The following is a 23,371-nucleotide window of genomic DNA, read 5'->3' as shown; positions in this document are numbered from 1 at the left end:
CTGGATTTTGCCATGTCTCTGCCCGCTTTTGACGCCCTGTTGCAACCCGATGCCGCGCTGGTGGTGGCATTCAGTGGCGGACTCGATTCGACCGTGCTGCTGCACCAGCTTCGCGCCTGGCAACAGCAGCATCCCGAATCGCACCTGCGGGCGTTGCATGTTCACCACGGGCTCAGCCCGAATGCCGATTGCTGGGCAGCACATTGCCTGTCGGTATGCGAGCAGTGGCAGCTGTCGTGTGAGGTACTGCGCGTGACCGTGGATGGCAGAGAAAACGGCCTTGAAGCGGCGGCCCGCACCGTCCGTTATCAGGCGCTGAGTGCGGCACTGCTGCCGGGTGAAGTGTTACTCACCGCGCAGCACCTCGACGATCAGTGTGAAACTTTTATGCTGGCACTGAAGCGCGGCAGCGGTCCGGCCGGTCTGGCGGCGATGCCCGCTGCGCGCGCGCTGGGTTCCCATCAGCTGGTGCGTCCGTTGCTAAATCAGTCGCGTCAGTCGCTGGAAGCCTATGCCAGCGCCCATCAGCTGGTGTGGATCGAAGATGAGAGCAATCAGGATCAACGCTATGACCGTAACTTCCTCCGTCAGCGGTTGCTGCCGGTGCTTTACCAGCGCTGGCCCCATTTTGCCGAGGCAACAGCCCGAAGTGCGGCGTTGTGCAGTGAGCAGGAGCAGTTGCTGGATGAACTGCTCGCCGGGCAACTGGCTGAGCTCATCCAGCCAGATGGCAGCCTGCACTTTCCGCCTTTAATGGCCATGAGTGAGCTGCGAGCTAATGCGTTACTGCGTCGCTGGATTGCCGGGCAGGGCGGGGTGATGCCGTCCCGGGAGGCGCTGAAACGCATCCACGATGAAGTGATGGCGAGCCGGGAGGATGCGCAGCCGCGGCTGCGATTCGGTCAGGCTGAACTTCGCCGTTACCGTCAGCAGCTCTACTGGCTGCCGTTGCTGAACTCACTGCGTGACACCACGCTGGCATGGCCCGATCTCAGCCAGCCGCTGGCGTTACCGCAGCATCTCGGCACGTTGCGTGCCAGTCAGTCTCAGAGCCTGTTGCGCTATCCTCAGCCGGATGAGCAGGTCAGCGTGCGGTTTCATGCGCAGGGTCACGTTCATCTGGTGGGTCGTCACGGCGGAAGGGAAATGAAAAAGCTGTGGCAGGAGTTACAGATACCACCGTGGCAGCGGGAACGGCTGCCGTTAATTTTTTATAACCAGACGCTGATCTGTGTTCCGAACCTGTTTGTCACCCATGCTGGCGCGGCCAGCGATCGGCAGGGCTGGCAGATTGTCTGGGACGGGGCATCCAGTGCAGGAGAGCAACAATAATGAAGCAATGGCTTATCGCCTGTTTAGTGGCCGCCGTGTTACCGGCATGGGCAGCGGGGGATGCGCAGCGTGGCGCGCAGAAAGCAGGGAGTTGCATGGCCTGTCATGGTGCAGCCGGTAAAGCTGCGGTGCCACTTTACCCGAACCTGGCCGGGCAACACGCACCTTATCTGGAACATGCCCTGCAGGCCTATAAAAAGGGCGAGCGCAGTGGCGGTCAGGCTGAGGTGATGAAGGCGTTTGTGGCGGGATTGAGTGACGACGATATGGCGGATCTGGCGGCGTATTACAGTTCGTTGCAGCCCTGAGATTTAACAGGGCGGGAAGGTCCCGCCCGTGATGCGTGGATTACTCAGCGCTGACAACGACCGTACCCAGCTCGGGATGGGTAAAGCTGGCGATATGGTCGAGACGTAATTCGCGATGTTCACCAGAAAGATCGATAGCCAGATATTCCACATTCTTGCGTGAGAAGATCTCTTTAGCCTTTGCCTTAAGCTGCTCGCCATCTTTCATTTCCAGCGACAGCATCCAGTTGTTCTGGCAGGCGAGTTCCAGGTTATCGTAATCATCGCAATTGATAGGTTGGTACGCTTCATTAATCAACATAGTCGCTCACCAATAAGTTAGCAGCGGCGTAGGCCGCCTGTTCCCTGACAGAAGAGTTTAGCTCAGTATTTGCGGCAACATCATTAAGCGCCTTCAATGCGCAGCCAATCGCATCCGGTATGTAACCTAAATCCCCGCTGCCGATTTCGGCATATTTCCGGCGAACTAACTCACAATAATTTTGCACGTGGCCCTCCTCGGCAGAGCGTAAATACTCTGGTTAACTGGCGACTATATCATAGCCATTTAGAGGAAATCAGCCTGCGTAAAGCAGGAACAGTGCGCGAATCACTGCTAAAGTGACAGATTCCGCTGTCTGAGGCGGAATGAATCAGCGCACAAAAGGTTAATTTGATGAACAGGTTATCGGAGGTCAACGTGATTAAGGTGTGGGGAGCGAGTCAATGATTATGCTATCCCGTTCGGTTGAGATTCCGGAGAGTGAGATCGAGCTGACGGCGATTCGTGCTCAGGGCGCTGGCGGACAACATGTCAACAAAGCCAGCACCGCCATTCATCTGCGCTTCGATATTTCGGCCTCTTCACTGCCCGCGTTTTACAAAGAGCGGTTACTGACCGCCAGTCATCATCTGATTACCGGTGATGGCGTCGTGGTGATTAAGGCGCAGGAGTATCGCAGTCAGGAGATGAATCGTGAAGCGGCGCTGCAACGTCTGGTGAATCTGATCCAGGAGCTGAGTACCGTAGAAAAAGCCCGGCGCGCCACGCGGCCGACCCGCGCCTCGAAAGAGCGACGCCTGGAAGGAAAAGCCCGCCGCAGTTCGACGAAATCGATGCGCGGCAAGGTGCAATAAAAAACGCCCCGCAGGCGGGGCGTTTGTTTCCTGAGTTTGCCCGGTTTCAAAGCAACCGGGCAAACTCTTCAGCTGTCAAACGTCCCACAAGCGAGGCATCTGACCGTTCCTTCAAAGCTTACTTATTCAGAGCCTTCAGCAGGAAATCAACGATTTCATCCTGCTTAATCATCTGCTTCTCACCGGCGCGACGTGATTTGTATTCAATCTCCTGATTATCGAGATTGCGATCGCCGATGACGATGGTGTGTGGCACACCGATCAGTTCCATATCTGCGAACATCACGCCCGGACGCTCTTTACGGTCATCCAGGATAACTTCAACACCTTTGGCACGCAGAGTGGCATACAGCTCTTCCGCCAGCTCTTTAACGCGGAACGATTTCTGCATATTCATCGGCAGAATCGCCACCTCGAAAGGTGCCAGTGCGGCTGGCCAGATGATGCCGCGATCGTCATGGTTCTGCTCAATGGCTGCGGCCACCACGCGGGTGATGCCAATGCCGTAGCAGCCCATGCTCATCACCTGATTACGGCCATCTTCACCCTGAACGGAGGCTTTCAGCGCGTCAGAATACTTGGTGCCGAGCTGGAAGATGTGACCCACTTCGATGCCGCGTTTAATCTGCAGCGTACCTTTGCCATCCGGGCTTAAATCGCCTTCGACGACATTACGGATATCCGCAACGCTGGCCAGCGGCAGATCGCGCTCCCAGTTAATGCCGAAGTAGTGTTTACCATCGACATTGGCACCGGCGCTGAAATCGCTCATCTTCGCCACGGTACGGTCGGCAATGATCGGCATCTGCAGACCTACGGGTCCGATTGAACCCGGACCGGCGCCTACAGCAGCACGAATCTCTTCTTCCGTCGCGAACACCAGCGGTGATGCAACGATTGCTGATTTCTCTGCTTTGATCTCATTCAGCTGATGATCGCCGCGAACCAGCAGGGCAACCAGCGCATGGCCGCTCTCTTCGGCACCTTTAACAATCAGCGTTTTCACTGTCTTTTCAACAGGCACACTGAATTGCTCAACCAGCTCTGCGATAGTTTTTGCATCTGGCGTCTCGACCAGCTGCATTTCCTGCGACGGCGCGGGACGTTCACCGGCGGGTGCAACGGCTTCGGCCAGCTCAATGTTCGCGGCGTAATCAGAATCGGTAGAGAAGATCACATCATCTTCACCGCTCTGCGCCAGCACCTGGAACTCATGTGATGCGCTGCCGCCAATGGAGCCGGTGTCGGCCTGCACAGCACGGAAATCCAGTCCCATACGGCTGAAGATCTGGCTATAGGCGCGATACATCGCGTCATACGTTTCCTGCAGCGACTCCTGCGACGTGTGGAACGAGTAAGCATCTTTCATGATGAACTCGCGTGAACGCATCACGCCAAAACGCGGACGCACTTCATCGCGGAATTTGGTCTGAATCTGATACAGGTTGAGTGGCAATTGCTTGTAAGAGCTCAGCTCATTGCGGATCAGGTCAGTGACCACCTCTTCATGCGTCGGACCCAGCACGAACGGACGCTCGTGGCGATCGGCAATACGCAACAGTTCCGGGCCGTACTCCTCCCAGCGACCGCTCTCCTGCCACAGGTCGGCGGGCTGCACAACCGGCATTAAAATCTCAACCGCGCCCGCGTTGTTCATCTCTTCACGAACGATGTTTTCGACTTTTTTCAGCACGCGAACACCGGTCGGTAACCAGGTGTACAAGCCCGAAGCCAGTTTGCGGATCATACCGGCGCGCAGCATCAGCTGGTGGCTGATCACTTCAGCGTCGGAAGGCGTCTCTTTCTGAGTAGAGAGCAGATATTGAGTAGTACGCATTGATTACGGTTCCAGTTGATCGGAAAGTCACAGACAGAATTTTGCTGGCGGCTAGTGTACCAGTGAGATCACCGGCTCAAAAGCGGGTTTTAACGCGGGTCGATAGCGATCACTTCAGTACCGGCATCGTCAATGCGCCAGCGTACATTAAAATCCATCAGCCAGGCCGCATATTCCCGCTCCTGCGTTTCGCCCTGACGGTAAGCGGGACGGGGATCCTGTGCCAGTACTTCACTGATAAAGCGTGCCAGATTGGGGTAGCGCGACAGCTGATGAAGCTGCTGTTGGGCCAGTGCGGAAAAGCGAACCGGCATATCAGCGGCAGGGGCCGCCTGAGCAAAACCCGCCTGGGCATGAGGCAGCGCTTCGGCAAAGGGCAGATAAGGTTTGATATCCACCACCGGCGTGCCATCGACCAGATCCAGACTGCCAAGCTGCAGGATCACCTGCTGTTTTTCAATCCTGATACCTTTGAGTTCAACCAGCGACATCCCAATGGGATTGGGACGGAACGTTGAACGTGTCGCGAAGACACCCATGCGCGCATTGCCGCCCAGCCGGGGAGGGCGAACGGTGGGACGCCATCCGCCCTCCATCGTCTGATGGAAGACAAACAGCAGCCATAGGTGGCTGAACGCTTCCAGTCCGCGTACCGCTTCCGGCTGATTGTAAGGTGGCTGCAGGTGAAGCTCGCCGCCGCCATCCTGCACCAGGCCAGGCTGACGCGGTACGGCAAACTTCTCCTTCCACGGCGAACGGATTACGCCAATCTGCGCAAAGGTGAATTCACTCATTGACTGCTGACTTTCAGCGCTGAGCCCTGACAGACAGCCTGACGATAACAGCCCGGTGTACCGGTGACGATTTCACACTGATGCAGCAGTACGGCATTGGCCTTCATCTGTGACGCTTTGATCTGCAGACGTTTACGTGCCGTGGCGATGTTTGCCGGGGAATTCTGATTGCTCATCTGGCAATCTTCAGCGGAGACTTCACCCAGATCGCGGAACGGCTTGCTGACCAGATCGGCGGCATCGGTATAAAGCTTAACCGGGGCAGGGCGTGCAACAGGCTTGCGGGTCGGTTCACTGGATTGCTGCGGCCGGGACGGTGCGCTGCTTATCGGGTGATACTCATGAACACACCCTGTCAGCATCAATGCTAACAAGCAGAGCGGTAAAAAACGCATGGCAACATCCTCAGGTTTCAAAAAGTGGCGTTATTGAAACAAGGACAAGAATAAATAACAAGTCGGGCAGGGCACCCAATAACAGAAAGGGCGGCATAGCGCCGCCCTTCAGGAGATGAACCGCTGAATTACCAGCCTTTAACTGCGCCGCCGTTAAAGACTTTGTTAGCTGCTTCGTTTACTTCGTCAGACTGGTAAGCCTTGACGAACTTCTTCACGTTTTCCGCATCTTTATTATCTTCGCGCGCAACAATCAGGTTCACATAAGGTGAATCTTTATCTTCAACGAAGATGCCATCTTTGGCTGGCGTCAGGCCAATCTGGCTGGCGTAGGTGGTGTTGATCACCGCCAGCGCAATCTGCTGATCGTCCAGTGAGCGTGGCAACTGCGGCGCTTCCAGCTCAACAATTTTCAGATGCTTAGGGTTCTCAGTGATATCCAGTGAGGTTGGCAGCAAGCCCACGCCATCTTTCAGTTTGATCAGACCCACTTTCTGCAGCAGCAGCAGTGTACGGCCCAGGTTGGTTGGATCGTTTGGAATAGCAACCTGCGCACCATCCTGCAGCTCATCCAGTGATTTGATCTTCTTCGAATAGCCCGCGATTGGGTAGACGAAAGAGTTACCTACTGAAACCAGCTTGTAGCCACGATCTTTGATCTGCTGATCAAGGTAAGGTTTGTGCTGGAAGGCGTTAACGTCGATATCGCCTTTGCTCAGCGCTTCATTCGGCAGCACGTAATCGTTGAAAGTGACCAGCTCAACGTCCAGACCATATTTCTCTTTGGCAACTTTCTGCGCTGCTTCAGCAACCTGCTGCTCAGCACCGACAATCACACCCACTTTGATGTGGTTAGGGTCTTTCTCTTTTTGATCGCATCCTGCCAGCGCAATCGCGCCAATCAGTGCACCCACAGCGGCAATTTTCTTGAATCTGAAAGACATATCCTTTCCTTCTTAATAATGTGATATTGCTTGCTTATTTATGGGACACAGCACGCACGATGCGGTCGCCACAGAATTGAATGAGATACACCAAAACCACTAACAACACCAATACCGTATTCATCACAGTGGCGTTATATCCGATATAACCATACTGATAACCGATCTGGCCCAGACCACCGGCGCCCACCGCGCCACCCATGGCGGAGTAACCGACCAGGGTAATCAGAGTAATCGTCGCGGCGTTCACCAGCCCCGGCATCGCTTCCGGCAGCAGAACTTTACGGATGATCTGCATTGGCGTGGCGCCCATGGCACGTGACGCTTCAATCAGACCGGTGGGCAGTTCCAGCAGGGCGTTCTCAACCATACGCGCAATAAACGGTGCCGCGCCGACGGTCAACGGCACGATGGCCGCCTGCAGTCCGATTGAGGTGCCAACAATTATGCGGGTAAAGGGAATCATCCAGACCAGCAGGATAATGAAAGGAATCGAGCGGAAGATATTCACCATCGCGGAGAGCACGCGATAAAGTCCCTGATTCTGCAGAATCTGCCCCGGACGAGTCACATAGAGTAAAACGCCGACCGGCAGGCCCAGTACAAAACCGAAAAAGCCCGAGACGAAGGTCATCATCAGCGTTTCCCACACGCCCCGTCCCAGCAACCACATCATCGCTTCAGACATAACCTAACACCTCTACTTTCACATGATTCTCCTTCAGCCAGACTATCGCCTCGCGGGTATCGCTTTCTGCGCCGTGCATTTCGGCCAGCATAATGCCGAACTTCACGCCACCGGCGTAATCCATCTGGGCACTGATAATGTTGTTATTCACGTTGTAACGGCGGGCCGCTTCGGAAAGCAGTGGTGCATCAACCGATTTACCGGTGAATTCCAGTCGCAGCAGCGGCACGGTGCCTTCAGCGGCGGTGGCAGAAAGACGCTGCTGGTAATCATCCGGGATATCCAGATGCAGCGTGGACTGAATAAACTGCTGCGCCAGAGGCGTCTTCGGATGAGAGAACACTTCACTGACGCTATCTTTCTCAATCAGCTCACCGTGACTGATGACCGCAACCTGATCGCAGATACGTTTCACCACATCCATCTCATGGGTGATGAGCAGAATCGTCAGCCCAAGCCGGCGGTTGATATCTTTAAGCAATTCCAGAATTGAGCGCGTCGTCGCAGGATCCAGTGCGCTGGTGGCTTCATCACATAGCAGAACCTTGGGATTGCTGGCCAGAGCACGGGCAATCGCGACACGCTGCTTCTGTCCGCCCGACAGATTGGCGGGCCAGGCATCATGCTTATCTGATAATCCCACCAGTTCCAGCAGCTCCGTGACGCGAGCATTGATCTGAGCGCGGGAGAGATTACCGAGTTCCAGTGGAAGAGAGACGTTGCCCGCGACGGTGCGTGAGTTCATCAGGTTAAAGTGCTGGAAGATCATGCCGATCTGGCGGCGTGCCTGCGTTAACTGACGTTCGTTGAGTGCGGTTAGATCAGCGCCGTCGACCAGTACACGGCCCGAAGTCGGGCGCTCCAGCAGGTTAACGCAACGAATCAGCGTACTTTTACCGGCACCGGAAGCGCCGATAACGCCATAAATCTGTCCGGCAGGCACATGCAGGCTCACATCCGTCAATGCCGGAATGGACCGTGTGCCCTGCTGAAACACCTTGGTGATATTTTCTAGTTTAATCATTATGTTATTTATTATCGTGTTGCGTTGTCCGTGGTGTGGGAGGCCTCGTCACTTCTATACATAATAAAAGCTGGATGGATGTTAAGGCATCCAGACGTCTAAATCAATGGAAGTGATTCAATCTGACATTCTCCCTTTTATAGCAATCATGCGATACTGATCGGCAATTTTTACAGCAGGAGTTTCTACGTGGCGAATAAAGTCCCCGCTATTTTTCTTGATCGTGATGGCACCCTTAATGTCGACAATGGCTATGTCCATGAGATCGATGACTTCCAGTTTATTGACGGCACCATTGAAGCGCTGCAACAACTGAAGGCAATGGGATATGCGCTGGTGGTTGTGACCAATCAGTCTGGCATAGCGCGCGGTATGTTTACCGAAGATACCTTTATGCGTCTGACAGAATGGATGGACTGGTCGCTGGCCGATCGCGATGTTGATCTTGATGGCATCTATTTCTGTCCTCACCATCCGGAAGCAACGGTCGAAGCGTTCCGTCAGGAATGTGACTGCCGTAAGCCGCAGCCAGGCATGCTGCTGACAGCTCAGGAAGAACTGCATATTGATATGGCGGCTTCTTATATGGTGGGTGACAAGCTGGAGGATATGCTGGCCGGGAAAGCTGCCGGTGTCGGCACCAAAGTATTGGTGCGCAGCGGCAAACCGGTTACGGCTGAAGGCGAAGCGGCAGCAGATTGGGTAATTAATAGCCTTGCAGAGCTGCCAGGACGCATTAAAAAGGGTTAAAACGGCGCTTTTGTGCAAATTTCAGGCGAACAGCAAAAAAGTCTTAATTTGCACTTGCGCTATCTCAGCCGTTCCCTATAATGCGCCTCCACTGACACGGCAAACCGGCAACGGGAAAACGGGTTGGGAGGCACAGGAGACTGCGCCGCCGGAGAAAAACTTCTGAAATAGAGGTTGACTCTGCAGGAGGAAAGCGTAATATACGCCACCTCGCGACAGGACGCTAACGCACTGTTCGCACTGCTCTTTAACAATTTATCAGACAATCTGTGTGGGCACTCGCAGGATTGATATCAGCGTCTCCGGACGCAACAAAATATCAAGTCTCACGAGTGAACACATAATGAAATTCATTATGACGTTTTACAGATGAGCACCGCTTAACTTGTTTAAGCAAATCAAACTTAAATTGAAGAGTTTGATCATGGCTCAGATTGAACGCTGGCGGCAGGCCTAACACATGCAAGTCGGACGGTAGCACAGAGGAGCTTGCTCCTTGGGTGACGAGTGGCGGACGGGTGAGTAATGTCTGGGGATCTGCCCGATAGAGGGGGATAACCACTGGAAACGGTGGCTAATACCGCATAACGTCGCAAGACCAAAGAGGGGGACCTTCGGGCCTCTCACTATCGGATGAACCCAGATGGGATTAGCTAGTAGGCGGGGTAATGGCCCACCTAGGCGACGATCCCTAGCTGGTCTGAGAGGATGACCAGCCACACTGGAACTGAGACACGGTCCAGACTCCTACGGGAGGCAGCAGTGGGGAATATTGCACAATGGGCGCAAGCCTGATGCAGCCATGCCGCGTGTATGAAGAAGGCCTTCGGGTTGTAAAGTACTTTCAGCGGGGAGGAAGGCGACGCGGTTAATAACCGTGTCGATTGACGTTACCCGCAGAAGAAGCACCGGCTAACTCCGTGCCAGCAGCCGCGGTAATACGGAGGGTGCAAGCGTTAATCGGAATTACTGGGCGTAAAGCGCACGCAGGCGGTCTGTTAAGTCAGATGTGAAATCCCCGGGCTTAACCTGGGAACTGCATTTGAAACTGGCAGGCTTGAGTCTTGTAGAGGGGGGTAGAATTCCAGGTGTAGCGGTGAAATGCGTAGAGATCTGGAGGAATACCGGTGGCGAAGGCGGCCCCCTGGACAAAGACTGACGCTCAGGTGCGAAAGCGTGGGGAGCAAACAGGATTAGATACCCTGGTAGTCCACGCCGTAAACGATGTCGACTTGGAGGTTGTTCCCTTGAGGAGTGGCTTCCGGAGCTAACGCGTTAAGTCGACCGCCTGGGGAGTACGGCCGCAAGGTTAAAACTCAAATGAATTGACGGGGGCCCGCACAAGCGGTGGAGCATGTGGTTTAATTCGATGCAACGCGAAGAACCTTACCTACTCTTGACATCCAGCGAACTTGGCAGAGATGCCTTGGTGCCTTCGGGAACGCTGAGACAGGTGCTGCATGGCTGTCGTCAGCTCGTGTTGTGAAATGTTGGGTTAAGTCCCGCAACGAGCGCAACCCTTATCCTTTGTTGCCAGCACGTAATGGTGGGAACTCAAAGGAGACTGCCGGTGATAAACCGGAGGAAGGTGGGGATGACGTCAAGTCATCATGGCCCTTACGAGTAGGGCTACACACGTGCTACAATGGCGCATACAAAGAGAAGCGACCTCGCGAGAGCAAGCGGACCTCACAAAGTGCGTCGTAGTCCGGATCGGAGTCTGCAACTCGACTCCGTGAAGTCGGAATCGCTAGTAATCGTGGATCAGAATGCCACGGTGAATACGTTCCCGGGCCTTGTACACACCGCCCGTCACACCATGGGAGTGGGTTGCAAAAGAAGTAGGTAGCTTAACCTTCGGGAGGGCGCTTACCACTTTGTGATTCATGACTGGGGTGAAGTCGTAACAAGGTAACCGTAGGGGAACCTGCGGTTGGATCACCTCCTTACCTGAAGATACCTTCCCGCGCAGTGTCCACACAGATTGTCTGATAAAAAGTAACGAGCAGAAAAAACCTCTACAGGCTTGTAGCTCAGGTGGTTAGAGCGCACCCCTGATAAGGGTGAGGTCGGTGGTTCAAGTCCACTCAGGCCTACCAAATTCGCACTCACGCTGCGTTATGTTCCCGGCTTGCATAGTTCACTATGCTTCGCGGAAACATGCCTTGCCTGAGCACGAATTACATTTCTCACGAAGTGTACTCGGTTGAGTGGTAGTAGTGGTCTCTGCAGTAACTGTATGGGGCTATAGCTCAGCTGGGAGAGCGCCTGCCTTGCACGCAGGAGGTCAGCGGTTCGATCCCGCTTAGCTCCACCATACCGTTTATCTGTTTTTTCTGAATACTTCAGAGCGTACCGGCAACGGTGTGCTGCGAAGTATTATGCTCTTTAACAATCCGGAACAAGCTGAAAATTGAAACGACATGTCGTTTTCATTCTCCGTAATAAGAATGAAAAACACGACATGTTCGAGTCTCTCAAATGCTTGCAATTCGCAGCGTTGTAAAACGCCTGTGGGTTGTGAGGTTAAGCGACTAAGCGTACACGGTGGATGCCCAGGCAGTCAGAGGCGATGAAGGACGTGCTAATCTGCGTAAAGCGACGGTAAGGTGATATGAACCGCTACAGCCGTCGATGTCCGAATGGGGAAACCCGGTGCACTCTGTGCATCATTGCAGCATGAATACATAGTGCTGCAAGGCGAACCGGGGGAACTGAAACATCTAAGTACCCCGAGGAAAAGAAATCAACCGAGATTCCCCCAGTAGCGGCGAGCGAACGGGGAGCAGCCCAGAGCCTGAATCAGCTTGTGTGTTAGTGGAAGCGTCTGGAAAGTCGCAGGGTACAGGGTGATACTCCCGTACACAAAAACACACATGCTGTGAGCTCGATGAGTAAGGCGGGACACGTGGTATCCTGTCTGAATATGGGGGGACCATCCTCCAAGGCTAAATACTCCTGACTGACCGATAGTGAACCAGTACCGTGAGGGAAAGGCGAAAAGAACCCCGGCGAGGGGAGTGAAACAGAACCTGAAACCGTGTACGTACAAGCAGTGGGAGCCTTGATTTATCAGGGTGACTGCGTACCTTTTGTATAATGGGTCAGCGACTTATATTCTGTAGCAAGGTTAACCGTATAGGGGAGCCGCAGGGAAACCGAGTCTTAACTGGGCGTTAAGTTGCAGGGTATAGACCCGAAACCCGGTGATCTAGCCATGGGCAGGTTGAAGGTTGGGTAACACTAACTGGAGGACCGAACCGACTAATGTTGAAAAATTAGCGGATGACCTGTGGCTGGGGGTGAAAGGCCAATCAAACCGGGAGATAGCTGGTTCTCCCCGAAAGCTATTTAGGTAGCGCCTCGTGAACTCATCTTCGGGGGTAGAGCACTGTTTCGGCTAGGGGGCCATCCCGGCTTACCAACCCGATGCAAACTGCGAATACCGAAGAATGTTATCACGGGAGACACACGGCGGGTGCTAACGTCCGTCGTGAAGAGGGAAACAACCCAGACCGCCAGCTAAGGTCCCAAAGTCATGGTTAAGTGGGAAACGATGTGGGAAGGCACAGACAGCCAGGATGTTGGCTTAGAAGCAGCCATCATTTAAAGAAAGCGTAATAGCTCACTGGTCGAGTCGGCCTGCGCGGAAGATGTAACGGGGCTAAACCATGCACCGAAGCTGCGGCAGCGACGCTTAGGCGTTGTTGGGTAGGGGAGCGTTCTGTAAGCCGTCGAAGGTGGCCTGTGAGGGCTGCTGGAGGTATCAGAAGTGCGAATGCTGACATAAGTAACGATAAAGCGGGTGAAAAGCCCGCTCGCCGGAAGACCAAGGGTTCCTGTTCAACGTTAATCGGAGCAGGGTGAGTCGACCCCTAAGGCGAGGCCGAAAGGCGTAGTCGATGGGAAACAGGTTAATATTCCTGTACTCGGTGTTACTGCGAAGGGGGGACGGAGAAGGCTATATCAGCCGGGCGACGGTTGTCCCGGTTTAAGCGTGTAGGCGGAGAGTTTAGGTAAATCCGGACTCTTGTTAACGCTGAGGCGTGACGACGAGGCACTACGGTGCTGAAGTGATAAATGCCCAGCTTCCAGGAAAAGCCTCTAAGCATCAGGTAACACAGAATCGTACCCCAAACCGACACAGGTGGTCAGGTAGAGAATACCAAGGCGCTTGAGAGAACTCGGGTGAAGGAACTAGGCAAAATGGTGCCGTAACTTCGGGAGAAGGCACGCTGGCGCGTAGGTGGAGGGACTTGCTCCCCGAGCTGAAGCCAGTCGAAGATACCAGCTGGCTGCAACTGTTTATTAAAAACACAGCACTGTGCAAACACGAAAGTGGACGTATACGGTGTGACGCCTGCCCGGTGCCGGAAGGTTAATTGATGGGGTTATCCGCAAGGAGAAGCTCTTGATCGAAGCCCCGGTAAACGGCGGCCGTAACTATAACGGTCCTAAGGTAGCGAAATTCCTTGTCGGGTAAGTTCCGACCTGCACGAATGGCGTAATGATGGCCAGGCTGTCTCCACCCGAGACTCAGTGAAATTGAACTCGCTGTGAAGATGCAGTGTACCCGCGGCAAGACGGAAAGACCCCGTGAACCTTTACTACAGCTTGACACTGAACATTGAGCCTTGATGTGTAGGATAGGTGGGAGGCTTTGAAGCGCGGACGCCAGTTCGCGTGGAGCCAACCTTGAAATACCACCCTTTAATGTTTGATGTTCTAACGTAGGCCCGTAATCCGGGCTGCGGACAGTGTCTGGTGGGTAGTTTGACTGGGGCGGTCTCCTCCTAAAGAGTAACGGAGGAGCACGAAGGTCAGCTAATCACGGTCGGACATCGTGAGGTTAGTGCAATGGCATAAGCTGGCTTGACTGCGAGAGTGACGGCTCGAGCAGGTGCGAAAGCAGGTCATAGTGATCCGGTGGTTCTGAATGGAAGGGCCATCGCTCAACGGATAAAAGGTACTCCGGGGATAACAGGCTGATACCGCCCAAGAGTTCATATCGACGGCGGTGTTTGGCACCTCGATGTCGGCTCATCACATCCTGGGGCTGAAGTAGGTCCCAAGGGTACGGCTGTTCGCCGTTTAAAGTGGTACGCGAGCTGGGTTTAGAACGTCGTGAGACAGTTCGGTCCCTATCTGCCGTGGGCGCTGGAGAATTGAGGGGGGTTGCTCCTAGTACGAGAGGACCGGAGTGAACGCACCACTGGTGTTCGGGTTGTCATGCCAATGGCATTGCCCGGTAGCTAAGTGCGGAAAAGATAAGTGCTGAAAGCATCTAAGCACGAAACTTGCCCCGAGATGAGTTCTCCCTGACTCCTTTGAGAGTCCTGAAGGGACGTTGAAGACTACGACGTTGATAGGCCGGGTGTGTAAGCGCAGCGATGCGTTGAGCTAACCGGTACTAATGACCCGTGAGGCTTAACCTTACAACGCCAGAGGCGTTTTTGAGAGACACGATTTTCAGCTTGTGACGGATAAAATTAGCGGAAACGAAAGATTCTGTGCTGATGCAAGGCGGCCAGTGCCGCAGCGGAAGGAGCATACTGAAGTATGTGACTGAGGCTGCAAGCGCAGGTAACGCAGGAGCAGCGCAGAAGATTCGTTTCGTGCACCAAGATTTGCCTGGCGGCTGTAGCGCGGTGGTCCCACCTGACCCCATGCCGAACTCAGAAGTGAAACGCCGTAGCGCCGATGGTAGTGTGGGGTCTCCCCATGCGAGAGTAGGGAACTGCCAGGCATCAAATTCGTTCCTTTTCCCCTGACAAGGAAAGCAACAGGAACAGACGGCTCTCAGCCAGTTGCTGAGAGCTGTGAAAGAATCGGTGGAGCGGTAGTTCAGTTGGTTAGAATACCTGCCTGTCACGCAGGGGGTCGCGGGTTCGAGCCCCGTCCGTTCCGCCACTTAATTGGAAAGCCCTGACTTAACGGTCAGGGCTTTTTCCATTGGAGTAAATTCAACCCGGAAAAGCGCTCCGCGTTGATTCTCTTCGATCTCCAGGATCCTGTTGTAGCAACAGATCCCGACAAGGCCTGCTGCTACAGAGTTCAGGTGCGCCACGGCTGCTCAGCTGTCCACTCACTGAGAAAATCGATAAAAGCCCGCACACGCTGACTCACACCAGTATCGCTGTAGTAAACCGCATTGAAGGGCATCTTCACCGGCAGACGCTGATCGGCCAGCACTTCCACCAGTGTTCCCTCCGCCACCTCACGATCGATCATATAGTCCGACAGACAGGCAATACCATTACCGGTAAGGCAGAGCTGCTTAATCGTCTCACCGCTGTTCGAAGAAAGAGCCCAGTTGATATCATAGAGTTCACCGCTTTCACGGGCGACGGGCCAGCGATTGAGTTTTGGAGAGTCATCAAAACCTAGACAATAATGGTTATCCAGCTCAGCCACCGTTTGCGGTATCCCATGCTCACGAAGATAGGCGGGTGAGGCAACTACCCTGCGAAAGCTATTGAACAGCAGCCGGGCGCGCAGCGTTGAGTCGGTCAGATTGCCGGCGCGAATGGCGATATCGACTTTTCGCTCAATCAGGTTGATGAAACTCTCTGAGGAGATTAAAGAAATAGTCACTTCAGGATAGCGCTGACGAAAGGGCTTAATCATCGGCATCAGTAGATGCAGAATAACCGGTGTCGCGGCATCCACCCGCAACAGGCCTTTCGGCGCCTGCAGACTTTCGATCAAATCACTTTCCGCTGTGGTCATCTCCTGCAAAAAACGCTGAACGTGGCGGAAATAGCGTTCACCTTCCTGCGTCAGTGCCAACTGCCGCGTTGTGCGGGTCAGCAGGGCGATACCCAGCTTGCTCTCCAGCTTTTTAATGGTCCTGCTGACGGCAGAGTTCGCCATCTTTAACTGTTCAGCAGCGCGACTGAAACTTCCACTCTCTACTACGCTGACAAACACCTTTAGTTCGTCAGAAGATGCCTTCATTCTTCCTCCCTGCAGTGACGTGGCTGGTAAGTCAGTTTATAGCCGATAATGTTGTGATAACCAGTTCAGAGTCCCCGATGATGACAACCGCTATGTCACTTCCGATCTGCCTCGTTTTGCTTAGCGAACTTAAAAGAGCTGCTTTATGCTGCAAAAGCGCGATGAATTCTGACATTCACCTGCATCCATTGAAACCCCGGTCTAGAATCCCTATAACAGACAGGTGTTAACTGTATTTTTTTGAATCATCAGCCAGGCGGGAAAGTGCGCAAAAAAACTTATGCAATGCGATATGTAGCAGGACAACCAGTGGAACAGATCTTTCCACCTGGCGCGATGCTCCATCTCGGTCAGGCACTGCCTCCCGGCGCGCCATTGCCTGCGCATCCAAACCTTAAAGTTCTGGTATGGAACATCTTCAAACAGCAACGCGCAGACTGGATGTCGGTACTGGAAGGATTTGGCAAGGATGCGCACCTGGTATTGCTGCAGGAAGCGCAGACCACGCCCGAACTGGTGGAGTTTGCCACCAGTAACTATCTGGCTGCCGATCAGGTACCTGCCTTTGTGCTGCCTCAGCATCCCTCTGGGGTGATGACGCTCGCCTCTGCACACCCGGTCTATTGTTGCCCGTTGCGGGAGCGTGAGCCACTACTGAGGCTCTCTAAATCGGCGCTGGTCACGGCCTATCCTCTGCCGGCCGGTGAAATGCTGATGGTCGTCAACATCCATGCGGTTAATTTCAGTCTGGGTGTCGACGTCTACAGTAGACAGCTGGGGCCAATCGGCGAGCAGATCATGCATCACCAGGGGCCAGTGATTATGGCCGGGGATTTCAATGCCTGGAGCCGTCAGCGCATTAATGCGCTCTACCGGTTTGCACAGCGCATGAAGCTGGAAGAGGTGATGTTCACTGCCGACCACCGTCGCAAAGCGTTTGGCCGCCCGCTGGACTTCGTCTTTTATCGCGATCTCAGAGTGAGTGAGGCATCCGTACTGGTCACGCGCGCATCCGATCACAACCCTTTACTGGTGGAGTTCAGTTCAGGAAGCTAGTCCGGCGTATTGAATGTGCCTGCAGAAGAAGAGGCGGGCAGGGTGATGAGTAAATCGGGGCAGATGAATAAAAGAAAAAGGCTGACAATTGTCAGCCTTTTCAACGTATCAGGTATCAGGTGTTGCGTTATTATTCACAAACAGCGTTAAGTTATCGCCGGGTTGAATATCTTTCGCACTGTCCAGCACACTGTTCCAGCGCATCACGTCTTTAATATTGACGCCGTGATGACGGGCAATACTGTCAAGAGAATCACCCTTACGAACACGGTAGGTGATGCTGTTGCCGTTATCAGCCAGTCGGGTGCCATTCGAACCGATGGTCAGAGTCTGACCCGGTCGGATATCAGCACCGCGCAGGTTGTTTTCCTGCCTCAGTGTCGAGACGCTAACGCCAAGTTTAGAGGCGATACCAGAGAGCGTATCACCACGTCGCACTTTGTACCCGCCACTCGCGCTGGCTTTCGCAAGCTGCGTAGGCTGTACCGCTGCGATGTCACCGGAAGCCAGTGAGTTACGCAGTTTCGCGACGTTCGACTTCGGCACCATAATGTAGTGCGGGCCGTTTGGCGCTGTTGCACCGCCTTTGTAGCCGGTATTGAAGCTCTTCAGTTTCGTGAGCGACATACCCGCCATTTCGGCAGCCTGCGTCAGCTGTATCTGCTGACCCACTTCCACTCGTGCCAGAGCACGACTTTCATTAGGTGTCGGCAGTTTGATACCGTAACGCTTGTTATTTTTGAGCAGTTCACTCAGAGCTAACATTTTAGGGACATACACGGTCGTTTCACGTGGCAGCGATAAATGCCAGAAGTCAGTCGGCTTACCGCGCGCCTTGTTCTGCTTAATCGCTTTGAGCACACGTCCTTCACCACTGTTGTATGCGGCGATGGTTAATAACCAGTCTCCGTCAAACATGGTGTTAAGACGCTGCATCATGTCCAGCGCAACTTTCGTGGATGCGACCACATCACGTCGCCCATCGTAATACTGGTTTTGTTTCAAACCATAGTTTCGACCCGTAGCCGCAACGATCTGCCAGATACCTGCGGCATTGGCGGATGAGGTTGCATGGGGGTCAAAAGCGCTCTCCACTATGGGTAGCAGTACCAGTTCCATCGGCATTTTACGTTTCTGTATCTGCTCGACTATCCAGTACATGTACGGCTCTGCCCGTAATGTTACATCGTGGAGATAGCTCTTATTTTTTAGAAATTTACTTTTTTGTTCGCGGATTGCCGGGTTTTCCGGAATCCCCATCTTCAACTCGTCACTAATGAAACTCCAGAGATCTGCGTCTGCTGCGAGGCCAGTTCCATCTTCCTGCCAACGCGGCGACAAAAACTCGTCTCCGTACTTTTCATTTTCACCTTGACCAGCTGAAGACAGACTCTGTGCATGCTGTACCGGAATATTGGCATCGTTCCTGGACGCCTGACATCCCACCAGCAAGACTGAGGCGAGTAATATCGCTTTAGCCTTCATATGTGTGTCAATAGTTCGCTTAAAAGACGAGCAACTATACTTGACGACTTTTGACAACACAACCCGAAAAATCAAAAAGCGTCTTTCTTCTCGCGTAGAACGGCAAATGTATGCCATACCGGTTCATCAGAAACATTAACGTTTAAAGCCCGTTGCAAATCAATGTCTTGCGAACGCAGAAATAAATTAATTGACCGTTCGTGCGCCAGTTTTGTAGGCAGACTAATGCCATTTTCAGCGCGTAAGTCCTTAATTTTCTGATATTCGGCCATTATTTGAGGGTCGTGGGGCAGAATAGCCGCAGCAAACTTCAGATTGGATAAAGTATATTCATGCGCGCAGCAGACTAAGGTTTCTCCTGGAAGCTGATTAAGCTTTTGAAAGGAATCATACATCTGCTCTGCGGTGCCTTCAAAAAGACGTCCGCAACCCCCCGAAAAGAGGGTGTCGCCGCAGAAAAGATAAGGCGCACTGTAATATGAGATATGTCCTAAAGTGTGACCAGGGGTGTGGATCACCTCGAAAGTCAGGCCCAGAACCGTGACGTTATCGCCTTCGCTGACGACCGTTCTGGCCCCTTTGGTCTCGGTTTCCTGAGGGCCGTAGACCGCCAGTTGCGGGAAATGCTCACACAGCGTTTTCACGCCGCCGGTGTGGTCGTTATGGTGGTGAGTCAGCAGAATCGCGACCGGCTCCCAGCCGTTAGATGCCATTTTTTCTAACACCGGTTGGGCTTCGCCAGGATCGACAATCAGGCATTTCCCTTCATCATCGTTCAGCGTCCAGATGTAGTTGTCCTGCAACGCAGGAATACTGGTAAGATTCATCATCACCTCTCGCAGGTCGTTGTAAAAGGAAGAGCGTAAAGCATGAAGCCCGCGAAAACACGCAAGATTCTGAACGCACCGCTGTCCTGGCACGATATGCCGTGGGGAGATTATTTCCGCGACGCACTGACGCAGCAGCTTCAGCCTTACCTCGGAAAGCTTTATGGCTTTCATATGCTTAAGCTTGGCAACCTCAGCGCAGAAATCAACACTGAAAACTGTTCTATTTCACATCAGGTTAATGTGGGCAGCCAGGGTGAGCTGTTACAGGTGCAGGCTGACCCGATGCAATTGCCGTTTGAGTCGAAGTCGATTGATGCCTGCCTGCTGGCCCATACGCTCGCCTGGAGCCAGGATCCTCACCGTGTATTGCGCGAAGTGGACAGGGTGTTAATTGACGATGGCTGGATGATCATCAGCGGCTTCAATCCCTTCAGTCTGCTTGGCGTCAGTAAAATTGTGCCGGGATTAACCCGCAAAGCGCCGTGGAGCGGAAGAATGTTCAGTCAGATGCGGTTGCTCGACTGGCTGGGACTGCTGAATTATGAAGTGGTCTATCGCACCCGATTTCAGGTGCTGCCGTGGCACCGGCAGGGCGGGAAACTGATCAGCGCCCACTTGCCGGCGCTGGGCTGTCTGAATATTGTGGTAGCGCGTAAACGCACCTTCCCGCTGCTGCCGACCCGGGCAAAGAAAAGCTTGAGTACCAGTAAGATCCGGCAGACGGTCAATGCCACGCGTCAGTTCCGGAAAGCAAAGGATCAGGACTCGGCTTTATAGCCGATATCCTCAAAAGCAGGATTTTCTGCCGCGCTGCGGGCCAGCACGTCGCAGCGTTCATTCTCCGGATGTCCGGCATGCCCTTTCACCCACTCCCACTGAATTTTGTGGGTGCTGAGTGCTAAGTCGAGACGCTGCCAGAGATCGACATTCTTCACCGGTTTTTTATCAGCGGTTTTCCAGCCACGCTTTTTCCAGTTATGGATCCAGCTGGTGATCCCCTGGCGCACATACTGACTGTCGGTGCTCAGCACCACATCGCACGGCTGGGTCAGCGCTTCAAGCGAGACAATCGCCGCCATCAGCTCCATCCGGTTATTGGTGGTAAGGTAATAGCCCGCGCTGAAGGTTTTCTCATGCTGACCGTAGCGTAAAATCGCCCCATAACCGCCGGGACCGGGATTTCCAAGACAGGATCCATCGGTGAATATTTCTACCTGTTTGCGCATCTCTGGTAGACTTCCTCTCAAAAACGTCAAGTCTGACATAAAACGGGTCTTATGAGCACTGCAAATAACCGCCAGATCGTTCTCGATACTGAAACCACCGGCATGAACATGATCGGGGTACATTATGAGGGGCACCGCATCATTGAGATTGGTGCGGTGGAGGTGATTAACCGTCGCCTGACCGGTAACAATTTCCATATGTATCTCAAGCCCGATCGGCTGGTCGACCCCGAAGCCTTTGGCGTCCACGGCATTGCCGATGAGTTCCTGGCCGACAAGCCCGCCTTCAGCGAAATCGCCGATGAGTTTCTCGACTACATTCGCGGTGCGGAATTAGTCATCCATAACGCGCCGTTTGATATTGGCTTTATGGACTACGAGTTTTCAAAGCTGAACCGCGGCATTGAGAAAACCGAAACCTTCTGCAAAATTACCGACAGCCTGGCGCTGGCACGTCGTATGTTTCCCGGCAAGCGCAACAGCCTGGATGCACTCTGCTCGCGTTACGAAATAGACAACACCAAACGAACCCTGCACGGCGCACTGCTCGATGCCGAGATTCTGGCTGAAGTCTTCCTGACCATGACCGGCGGTCAGACGTCACTCTCCTTCTTATCGGAAAGTGAAAGCGCCCGTCAGGCCCAGGGTGAGAGCATTCAGCGCATCGTGCGTCCCACGTCTGCACTGCGCGTGGTCACGGCCAGTGAAGAAGAAGTGGTTGCTCATGAGTCCCGTCTGGATCTGGTGATGAAAAAGGGTGGCAGCTGCCTGTGGCGTGGCTGAATGGTCTGTTTTTGTGGATAAAATCAACGGCAAGCTGAAAAAAACAGCAAACGAATGAATTCCCTGGAAAAAGCGTTGACGCGGTAACGGCCTGCCATTACTATGCGCCTCGTTCCCGACGGGGAACAAAGCGCGGAGCGGTAGTTCAGTTGGTTAGAATACCTGCCTGTCACGCAGGGGGTCGCGGGTTCGAGCCCCGTCCGTTCCGCCAATCTCTTTAAAAAAGCCGATTCAGAAATGAATCGGCTTTTTGCTGTCTGCTATTCAGCGACGGCTTGATTCTTCTGCGCCATCACCTCGCCATGCGAGTGGGTCACTTCCTCCGCCTCACGATCTTCACGGGCGATTAAGCGATAGCAGCCCGCCGCCAGACCTGCACCAATAAACCAGCTGAAGTTCGCCACCTGATGCAGGGAAGGGATAAAGCTAATCACCAGACAGATCGCCACCGACGGCAGCAGCGCGCCAATCGCTTTCGGGTTAAAGCCCCCGCGATACCAGTAACGGCCTGATGGCGTGTCGTTGAACAGATCGTCGACCGAAATGCGTCCACGTTTAATCAGATAGAAATCGGTCAGCAGAATCCCGAATAGCGGCCCGATAAACGATCCCAGCACATCCAGGGTGTAGTGAATCAGTTCGGGCGACTGGAACAGGTTCCACGGTGTTAACAGCACTGAACCAACGGCAGCGATCATTCCGCCGGTGCGGAAACTGATTTTCTGCGGGGAACAGTTCGAGAAGTCAAAAGCCGGTGAGACGAAGTTCGCCACGATATTGATGCCGATAGTGGCGGTAATCATGGTCAGCAGACCAATCGCGACGGCCAGATCGTTGCCGACCATGCTCACGGTTTCGATAGGATCGGTAATCATTTTGCCAAACAGCGACTGCGTGCCTGACACGATGACCACGGTCACTACCGAAAACAGCAGGAAGTTAAACGGCAGGCCCCAGCGGTTGCCGCGACGGATCTCGGACATGTTTTTGCCGTAGCGTGAAAAGTCACCGAAGTTCAGCAGCGGCCCGGAGAAGTAAGAAACCACCAGCGCGGTCGCCGTAATCATCTGCCATGTCTGCTCGCCTGCGGTCAGCGATTTGCTGGCGAGGGTAAAGGAGATCCCGTCAAAGCCAGTCTTGTATACAATCCAGCCCGCCAGCGCCACCATCACCACATAGACCGCCGGTCCTGCGACATCGATAAACCGTTTAATGGCGTTCATGCCGTGCCAGAACACCATCGCCTGCAGCACCCACATAATGCCGAAACAGCACCAGCCCAGCAGCGACAGGCCCAGCCAGTGCGGCACGGTCATCGACGTCAGCGAAGGCACGAACTTCAGCAGCACCAGCATCAGGGCGTTCGCCGCCAGATAAGTCTGGATGCCATACCAGGCGAACGCGATCAGGCCGCGGATCACCGCCGGGATATTGGCACCAAAGACGCCGAACGCCTGACGGCAGATCACCGCATAAGGGACACCCGCCATCTGGCTCGGTTTCGCCACCAGATTCGCACAGATCTGCACGATGCAGATCCCGGCCAGCAGGCAAAGCAACACCTGCCAGCTGGCTAATCCCAGCGTGAAGAAACTGGCGGCCACCACATAGCCGCCCATACTGTGCACATCGGACATCCAGAAAGAGAAAATGTTGTACCACGACCAGTTCTGATCGCGAGTCGGGGCCAGGTCGTCGTTACAGAGCCGTGGGCTGTAACGGGCGTTGGCTTCAGAGGCCGTGCTGGCCACCGTTGATTGATTTGGCATGAAACCTGCTCCTCTAACCGAAAGTGGAATGAATAATCTGGGAAGAGGTATTGCAGGATTCAGGCCAGATCTGTTTT

General features: G+C 53.9%; 20 protein-coding genes, 4 tRNA genes and 3 rRNA genes. 14 read left to right on the top strand and 13 right to left on the bottom strand.

The window, feature by feature from the left end; genetic code table 11:
* Positions 1-12: 12 nt before the first annotated feature.
* Together tilS and PU624_RS18885 are read left to right on the top strand one after the other, a co-directional pair.
* Positions 13-1,332, top strand: coding sequence for a tRNA lysidine(34) synthetase TilS (gene tilS, locus PU624_RS18890; protein ID WP_283546189.1), 1,320 nt, complete (start codon positions 13-15; stop codon positions 1,330-1,332).
* Complete coding sequence (locus tag PU624_RS18885; RefSeq protein WP_283546188.1) at positions 1,332-1,640, top strand: c-type cytochrome; 309 nt, start codon at positions 1,332-1,334, stop codon at positions 1,638-1,640. The genes tilS and PU624_RS18885 overlap by 1 nt, the downstream gene beginning before the upstream one ends.
* A 40-nt stretch (positions 1,641-1,680) precedes the next feature.
* Here the strand turns inward: PU624_RS18885 and rof are convergent, their stop codons facing one another.
* Together rof and PU624_RS18875 are read right to left on the bottom strand one after the other, a co-directional pair.
* The gene (gene rof, locus PU624_RS18880; protein ID WP_010254167.1) at positions 1,681-1,941 is read right to left on the bottom strand and encodes a Rho-binding antiterminator; all 261 of its coding nucleotides are present in this window, start codon (positions 1,939-1,941) and stop codon (positions 1,681-1,683) included.
* Positions 1,931-2,128 (bottom strand): YaeP family protein, encoded by a 198-nt coding sequence (locus PU624_RS18875; RefSeq protein ID WP_283546187.1) that lies wholly within the window; start codon positions 2,126-2,128, stop codon positions 1,931-1,933. The genes rof and PU624_RS18875 overlap by 11 nt, the downstream gene beginning before the upstream one ends.
* 217 nt (positions 2,129-2,345) lie before the next feature.
* On the opposite strand from PU624_RS18875, the gene arfB reads away from it, so the two are divergent.
* Positions 2,346-2,756, top strand: a complete 411-nt coding sequence (gene arfB / locus PU624_RS18870) for an alternative ribosome rescue aminoacyl-tRNA hydrolase ArfB (RefSeq protein WP_283546186.1) — start codon at positions 2,346-2,348, stop codon at positions 2,754-2,756.
* A 118-nt stretch (positions 2,757-2,874) separates the two neighbouring features.
* Here arfB and proS read toward each other — a convergent pair whose 3' ends face one another.
* The 6 genes from proS to metN form a co-directional block, all read right to left on the bottom strand.
* Positions 2,875-4,593, bottom strand: a complete 1,719-nt coding sequence (gene proS, locus PU624_RS18865; RefSeq protein ID WP_283546185.1) for a proline--tRNA ligase — start codon at positions 4,591-4,593, stop codon at positions 2,875-2,877.
* A gap of 89 nt (positions 4,594-4,682) precedes the next feature.
* Entirely contained in the window at positions 4,683-5,387 is a 705-nt protein-coding gene (gene tsaA / locus PU624_RS18860; RefSeq protein ID WP_283546184.1) for a tRNA (N6-threonylcarbamoyladenosine(37)-N6)-methyltransferase TrmO, read from the bottom strand.
* On the bottom strand, positions 5,384-5,782 hold the full coding sequence (gene rcsF / locus PU624_RS18855) for an envelope stress sensor lipoprotein RcsF (protein WP_283546183.1): 399 nt from the start codon (positions 5,780-5,782) through the stop codon (positions 5,384-5,386). The genes tsaA and rcsF overlap by 4 nt, the downstream gene beginning before the upstream one ends.
* Before the next feature lie 128 nt (positions 5,783-5,910).
* Positions 5,911-6,726, bottom strand: a complete 816-nt coding sequence (locus PU624_RS18850) for a MetQ/NlpA family lipoprotein (RefSeq protein WP_283546182.1) — start codon at positions 6,724-6,726, stop codon at positions 5,911-5,913.
* A gap of 34 nt (positions 6,727-6,760) precedes the next feature.
* Positions 6,761-7,414 (bottom strand): methionine ABC transporter permease MetI, encoded by a 654-nt coding sequence (locus tag PU624_RS18845; protein WP_283546181.1) that lies wholly within the window; start codon positions 7,412-7,414, stop codon positions 6,761-6,763.
* Entirely contained in the window at positions 7,407-8,438 is a 1,032-nt protein-coding gene (gene metN / locus PU624_RS18840) for a methionine ABC transporter ATP-binding protein MetN (protein WP_283546180.1), read from the bottom strand. Before metN ends, PU624_RS18845 begins: the two co-directional genes overlap by 8 nt.
* A 189-nt stretch (positions 8,439-8,627) precedes the next feature.
* On the opposite strand from metN, the gene gmhB reads away from it, so the two are divergent.
* From gmhB to PU624_RS18805, 7 genes are all read left to right on the top strand, one after another.
* Positions 8,628-9,188, top strand: a complete 561-nt coding sequence (gene gmhB / locus PU624_RS18835; protein ID WP_179897816.1) for a D-glycero-beta-D-manno-heptose 1,7-bisphosphate 7-phosphatase — start codon at positions 8,628-8,630, stop codon at positions 9,186-9,188.
* Positions 9,189-9,594: 406 nt separating this feature from the next.
* Positions 9,595-11,137 (top strand): 16S ribosomal RNA (locus PU624_RS18830).
* A 73-nt stretch (positions 11,138-11,210) separates the two neighbouring features.
* Positions 11,211-11,287 (top strand) — tRNA-Ile (locus tag PU624_RS18825).
* Between the two features lie 142 nt (positions 11,288-11,429).
* Positions 11,430-11,505 (top strand) — tRNA-Ala (locus tag PU624_RS18820).
* A gap of 207 nt (positions 11,506-11,712) precedes the next feature.
* Positions 11,713-14,623 (top strand): 23S ribosomal RNA (locus PU624_RS18815).
* 195 nt (positions 14,624-14,818) lie between these two features.
* Positions 14,819-14,934, top strand: a 5S ribosomal RNA gene (rrf, locus tag PU624_RS18810).
* The 16S, 23S and 5S rRNA genes sit together here with 3 tRNA genes alongside, the layout of an rRNA operon.
* Positions 14,935-15,021: 87 nt before the next feature.
* Positions 15,022-15,098: transfer RNA gene (locus PU624_RS18805), tRNA-Asp, on the top strand.
* 144 nt (positions 15,099-15,242) lie between these two features.
* Here PU624_RS18805 and yafC read toward each other — a convergent pair.
* Positions 15,243-16,145, bottom strand: coding sequence for a DNA-binding transcriptional regulator YafC (yafC, locus tag PU624_RS18800; RefSeq protein WP_283546179.1), 903 nt, complete (start codon positions 16,143-16,145; stop codon positions 15,243-15,245).
* A gap of 264 nt (positions 16,146-16,409) precedes the next feature.
* Between yafC and PU624_RS18795 the strand changes: the two genes are divergently transcribed.
* Positions 16,410-17,201 carry an endonuclease/exonuclease/phosphatase family protein gene (locus PU624_RS18795; protein ID WP_283546178.1) on the top strand — a complete coding sequence of 264 codons (792 nt, stop codon included), beginning with the start codon at positions 16,410-16,412 and terminating at the stop codon, positions 17,199-17,201.
* A 108-nt stretch (positions 17,202-17,309) separates the two neighbouring features.
* On the opposite strand, the gene mltD is transcribed toward PU624_RS18795, so the two are convergent.
* Entirely contained in the window at positions 17,310-18,686 is a 1,377-nt protein-coding gene (gene mltD, locus PU624_RS18790) for a murein transglycosylase D (RefSeq protein WP_090963464.1), read from the bottom strand.
* A gap of 71 nt (positions 18,687-18,757) precedes the next feature.
* Positions 18,758-19,513 carry a hydroxyacylglutathione hydrolase gene (gloB, locus tag PU624_RS18785; RefSeq protein ID WP_283548028.1) on the bottom strand — a complete coding sequence of 252 codons (756 nt, stop codon included), beginning with the start codon at positions 19,511-19,513 and terminating at the stop codon, positions 18,758-18,760.
* Positions 19,514-19,555: 42 nt separating this feature from the next.
* Between gloB and PU624_RS18780 the strand changes: the two genes are divergently transcribed.
* On the top strand, positions 19,556-20,293 hold the full coding sequence (locus PU624_RS18780; protein ID WP_283546177.1) for a class I SAM-dependent methyltransferase: 738 nt from the start codon (positions 19,556-19,558) through the stop codon (positions 20,291-20,293).
* On the opposite strand, the gene rnhA is transcribed toward PU624_RS18780, so the two are convergent.
* Positions 20,275-20,742 carry a ribonuclease HI gene (gene rnhA / locus PU624_RS18775; protein WP_013356869.1) on the bottom strand — a complete coding sequence of 156 codons (468 nt, stop codon included), beginning with the start codon at positions 20,740-20,742 and terminating at the stop codon, positions 20,275-20,277. The genes PU624_RS18780 and rnhA overlap by 19 nt on opposite strands.
* Positions 20,743-20,793: 51 nt before the next feature.
* Here rnhA and dnaQ point away from each other — a divergent pair, with 51 nt between their 5' ends.
* Both dnaQ and PU624_RS18765 read left to right on the top strand, forming a co-directional pair.
* Complete coding sequence (gene dnaQ / locus PU624_RS18770; protein ID WP_283546176.1) at positions 20,794-21,525, top strand: DNA polymerase III subunit epsilon; 732 nt, start codon at positions 20,794-20,796, stop codon at positions 21,523-21,525.
* Positions 21,526-21,659: 134 nt separating this feature from the next.
* Positions 21,660-21,736: transfer RNA gene (locus PU624_RS18765), tRNA-Asp, on the top strand.
* Positions 21,737-21,785: 49 nt separating this feature from the next.
* Here PU624_RS18765 and PU624_RS18760 read toward each other — a convergent pair.
* On the bottom strand, positions 21,786-23,294 hold the full coding sequence (locus tag PU624_RS18760) for an NCS1 family nucleobase:cation symporter-1 (RefSeq protein WP_283546175.1): 1,509 nt from the start codon (positions 23,292-23,294) through the stop codon (positions 21,786-21,788).
* Between the last annotated feature and the right edge of the window lie 77 nt (positions 23,295-23,371).

It is taken from the genome of Pantoea sp. Lij88 (assembly GCF_030062155.1).
Classification (GTDB): domain Bacteria; phylum Pseudomonadota; class Gammaproteobacteria; order Enterobacterales; family Enterobacteriaceae; genus Pantoea.
Note: the sequence above shows the minus strand (reverse complement) of the source record. Positions and strands in the feature narration are given on the sequence as shown.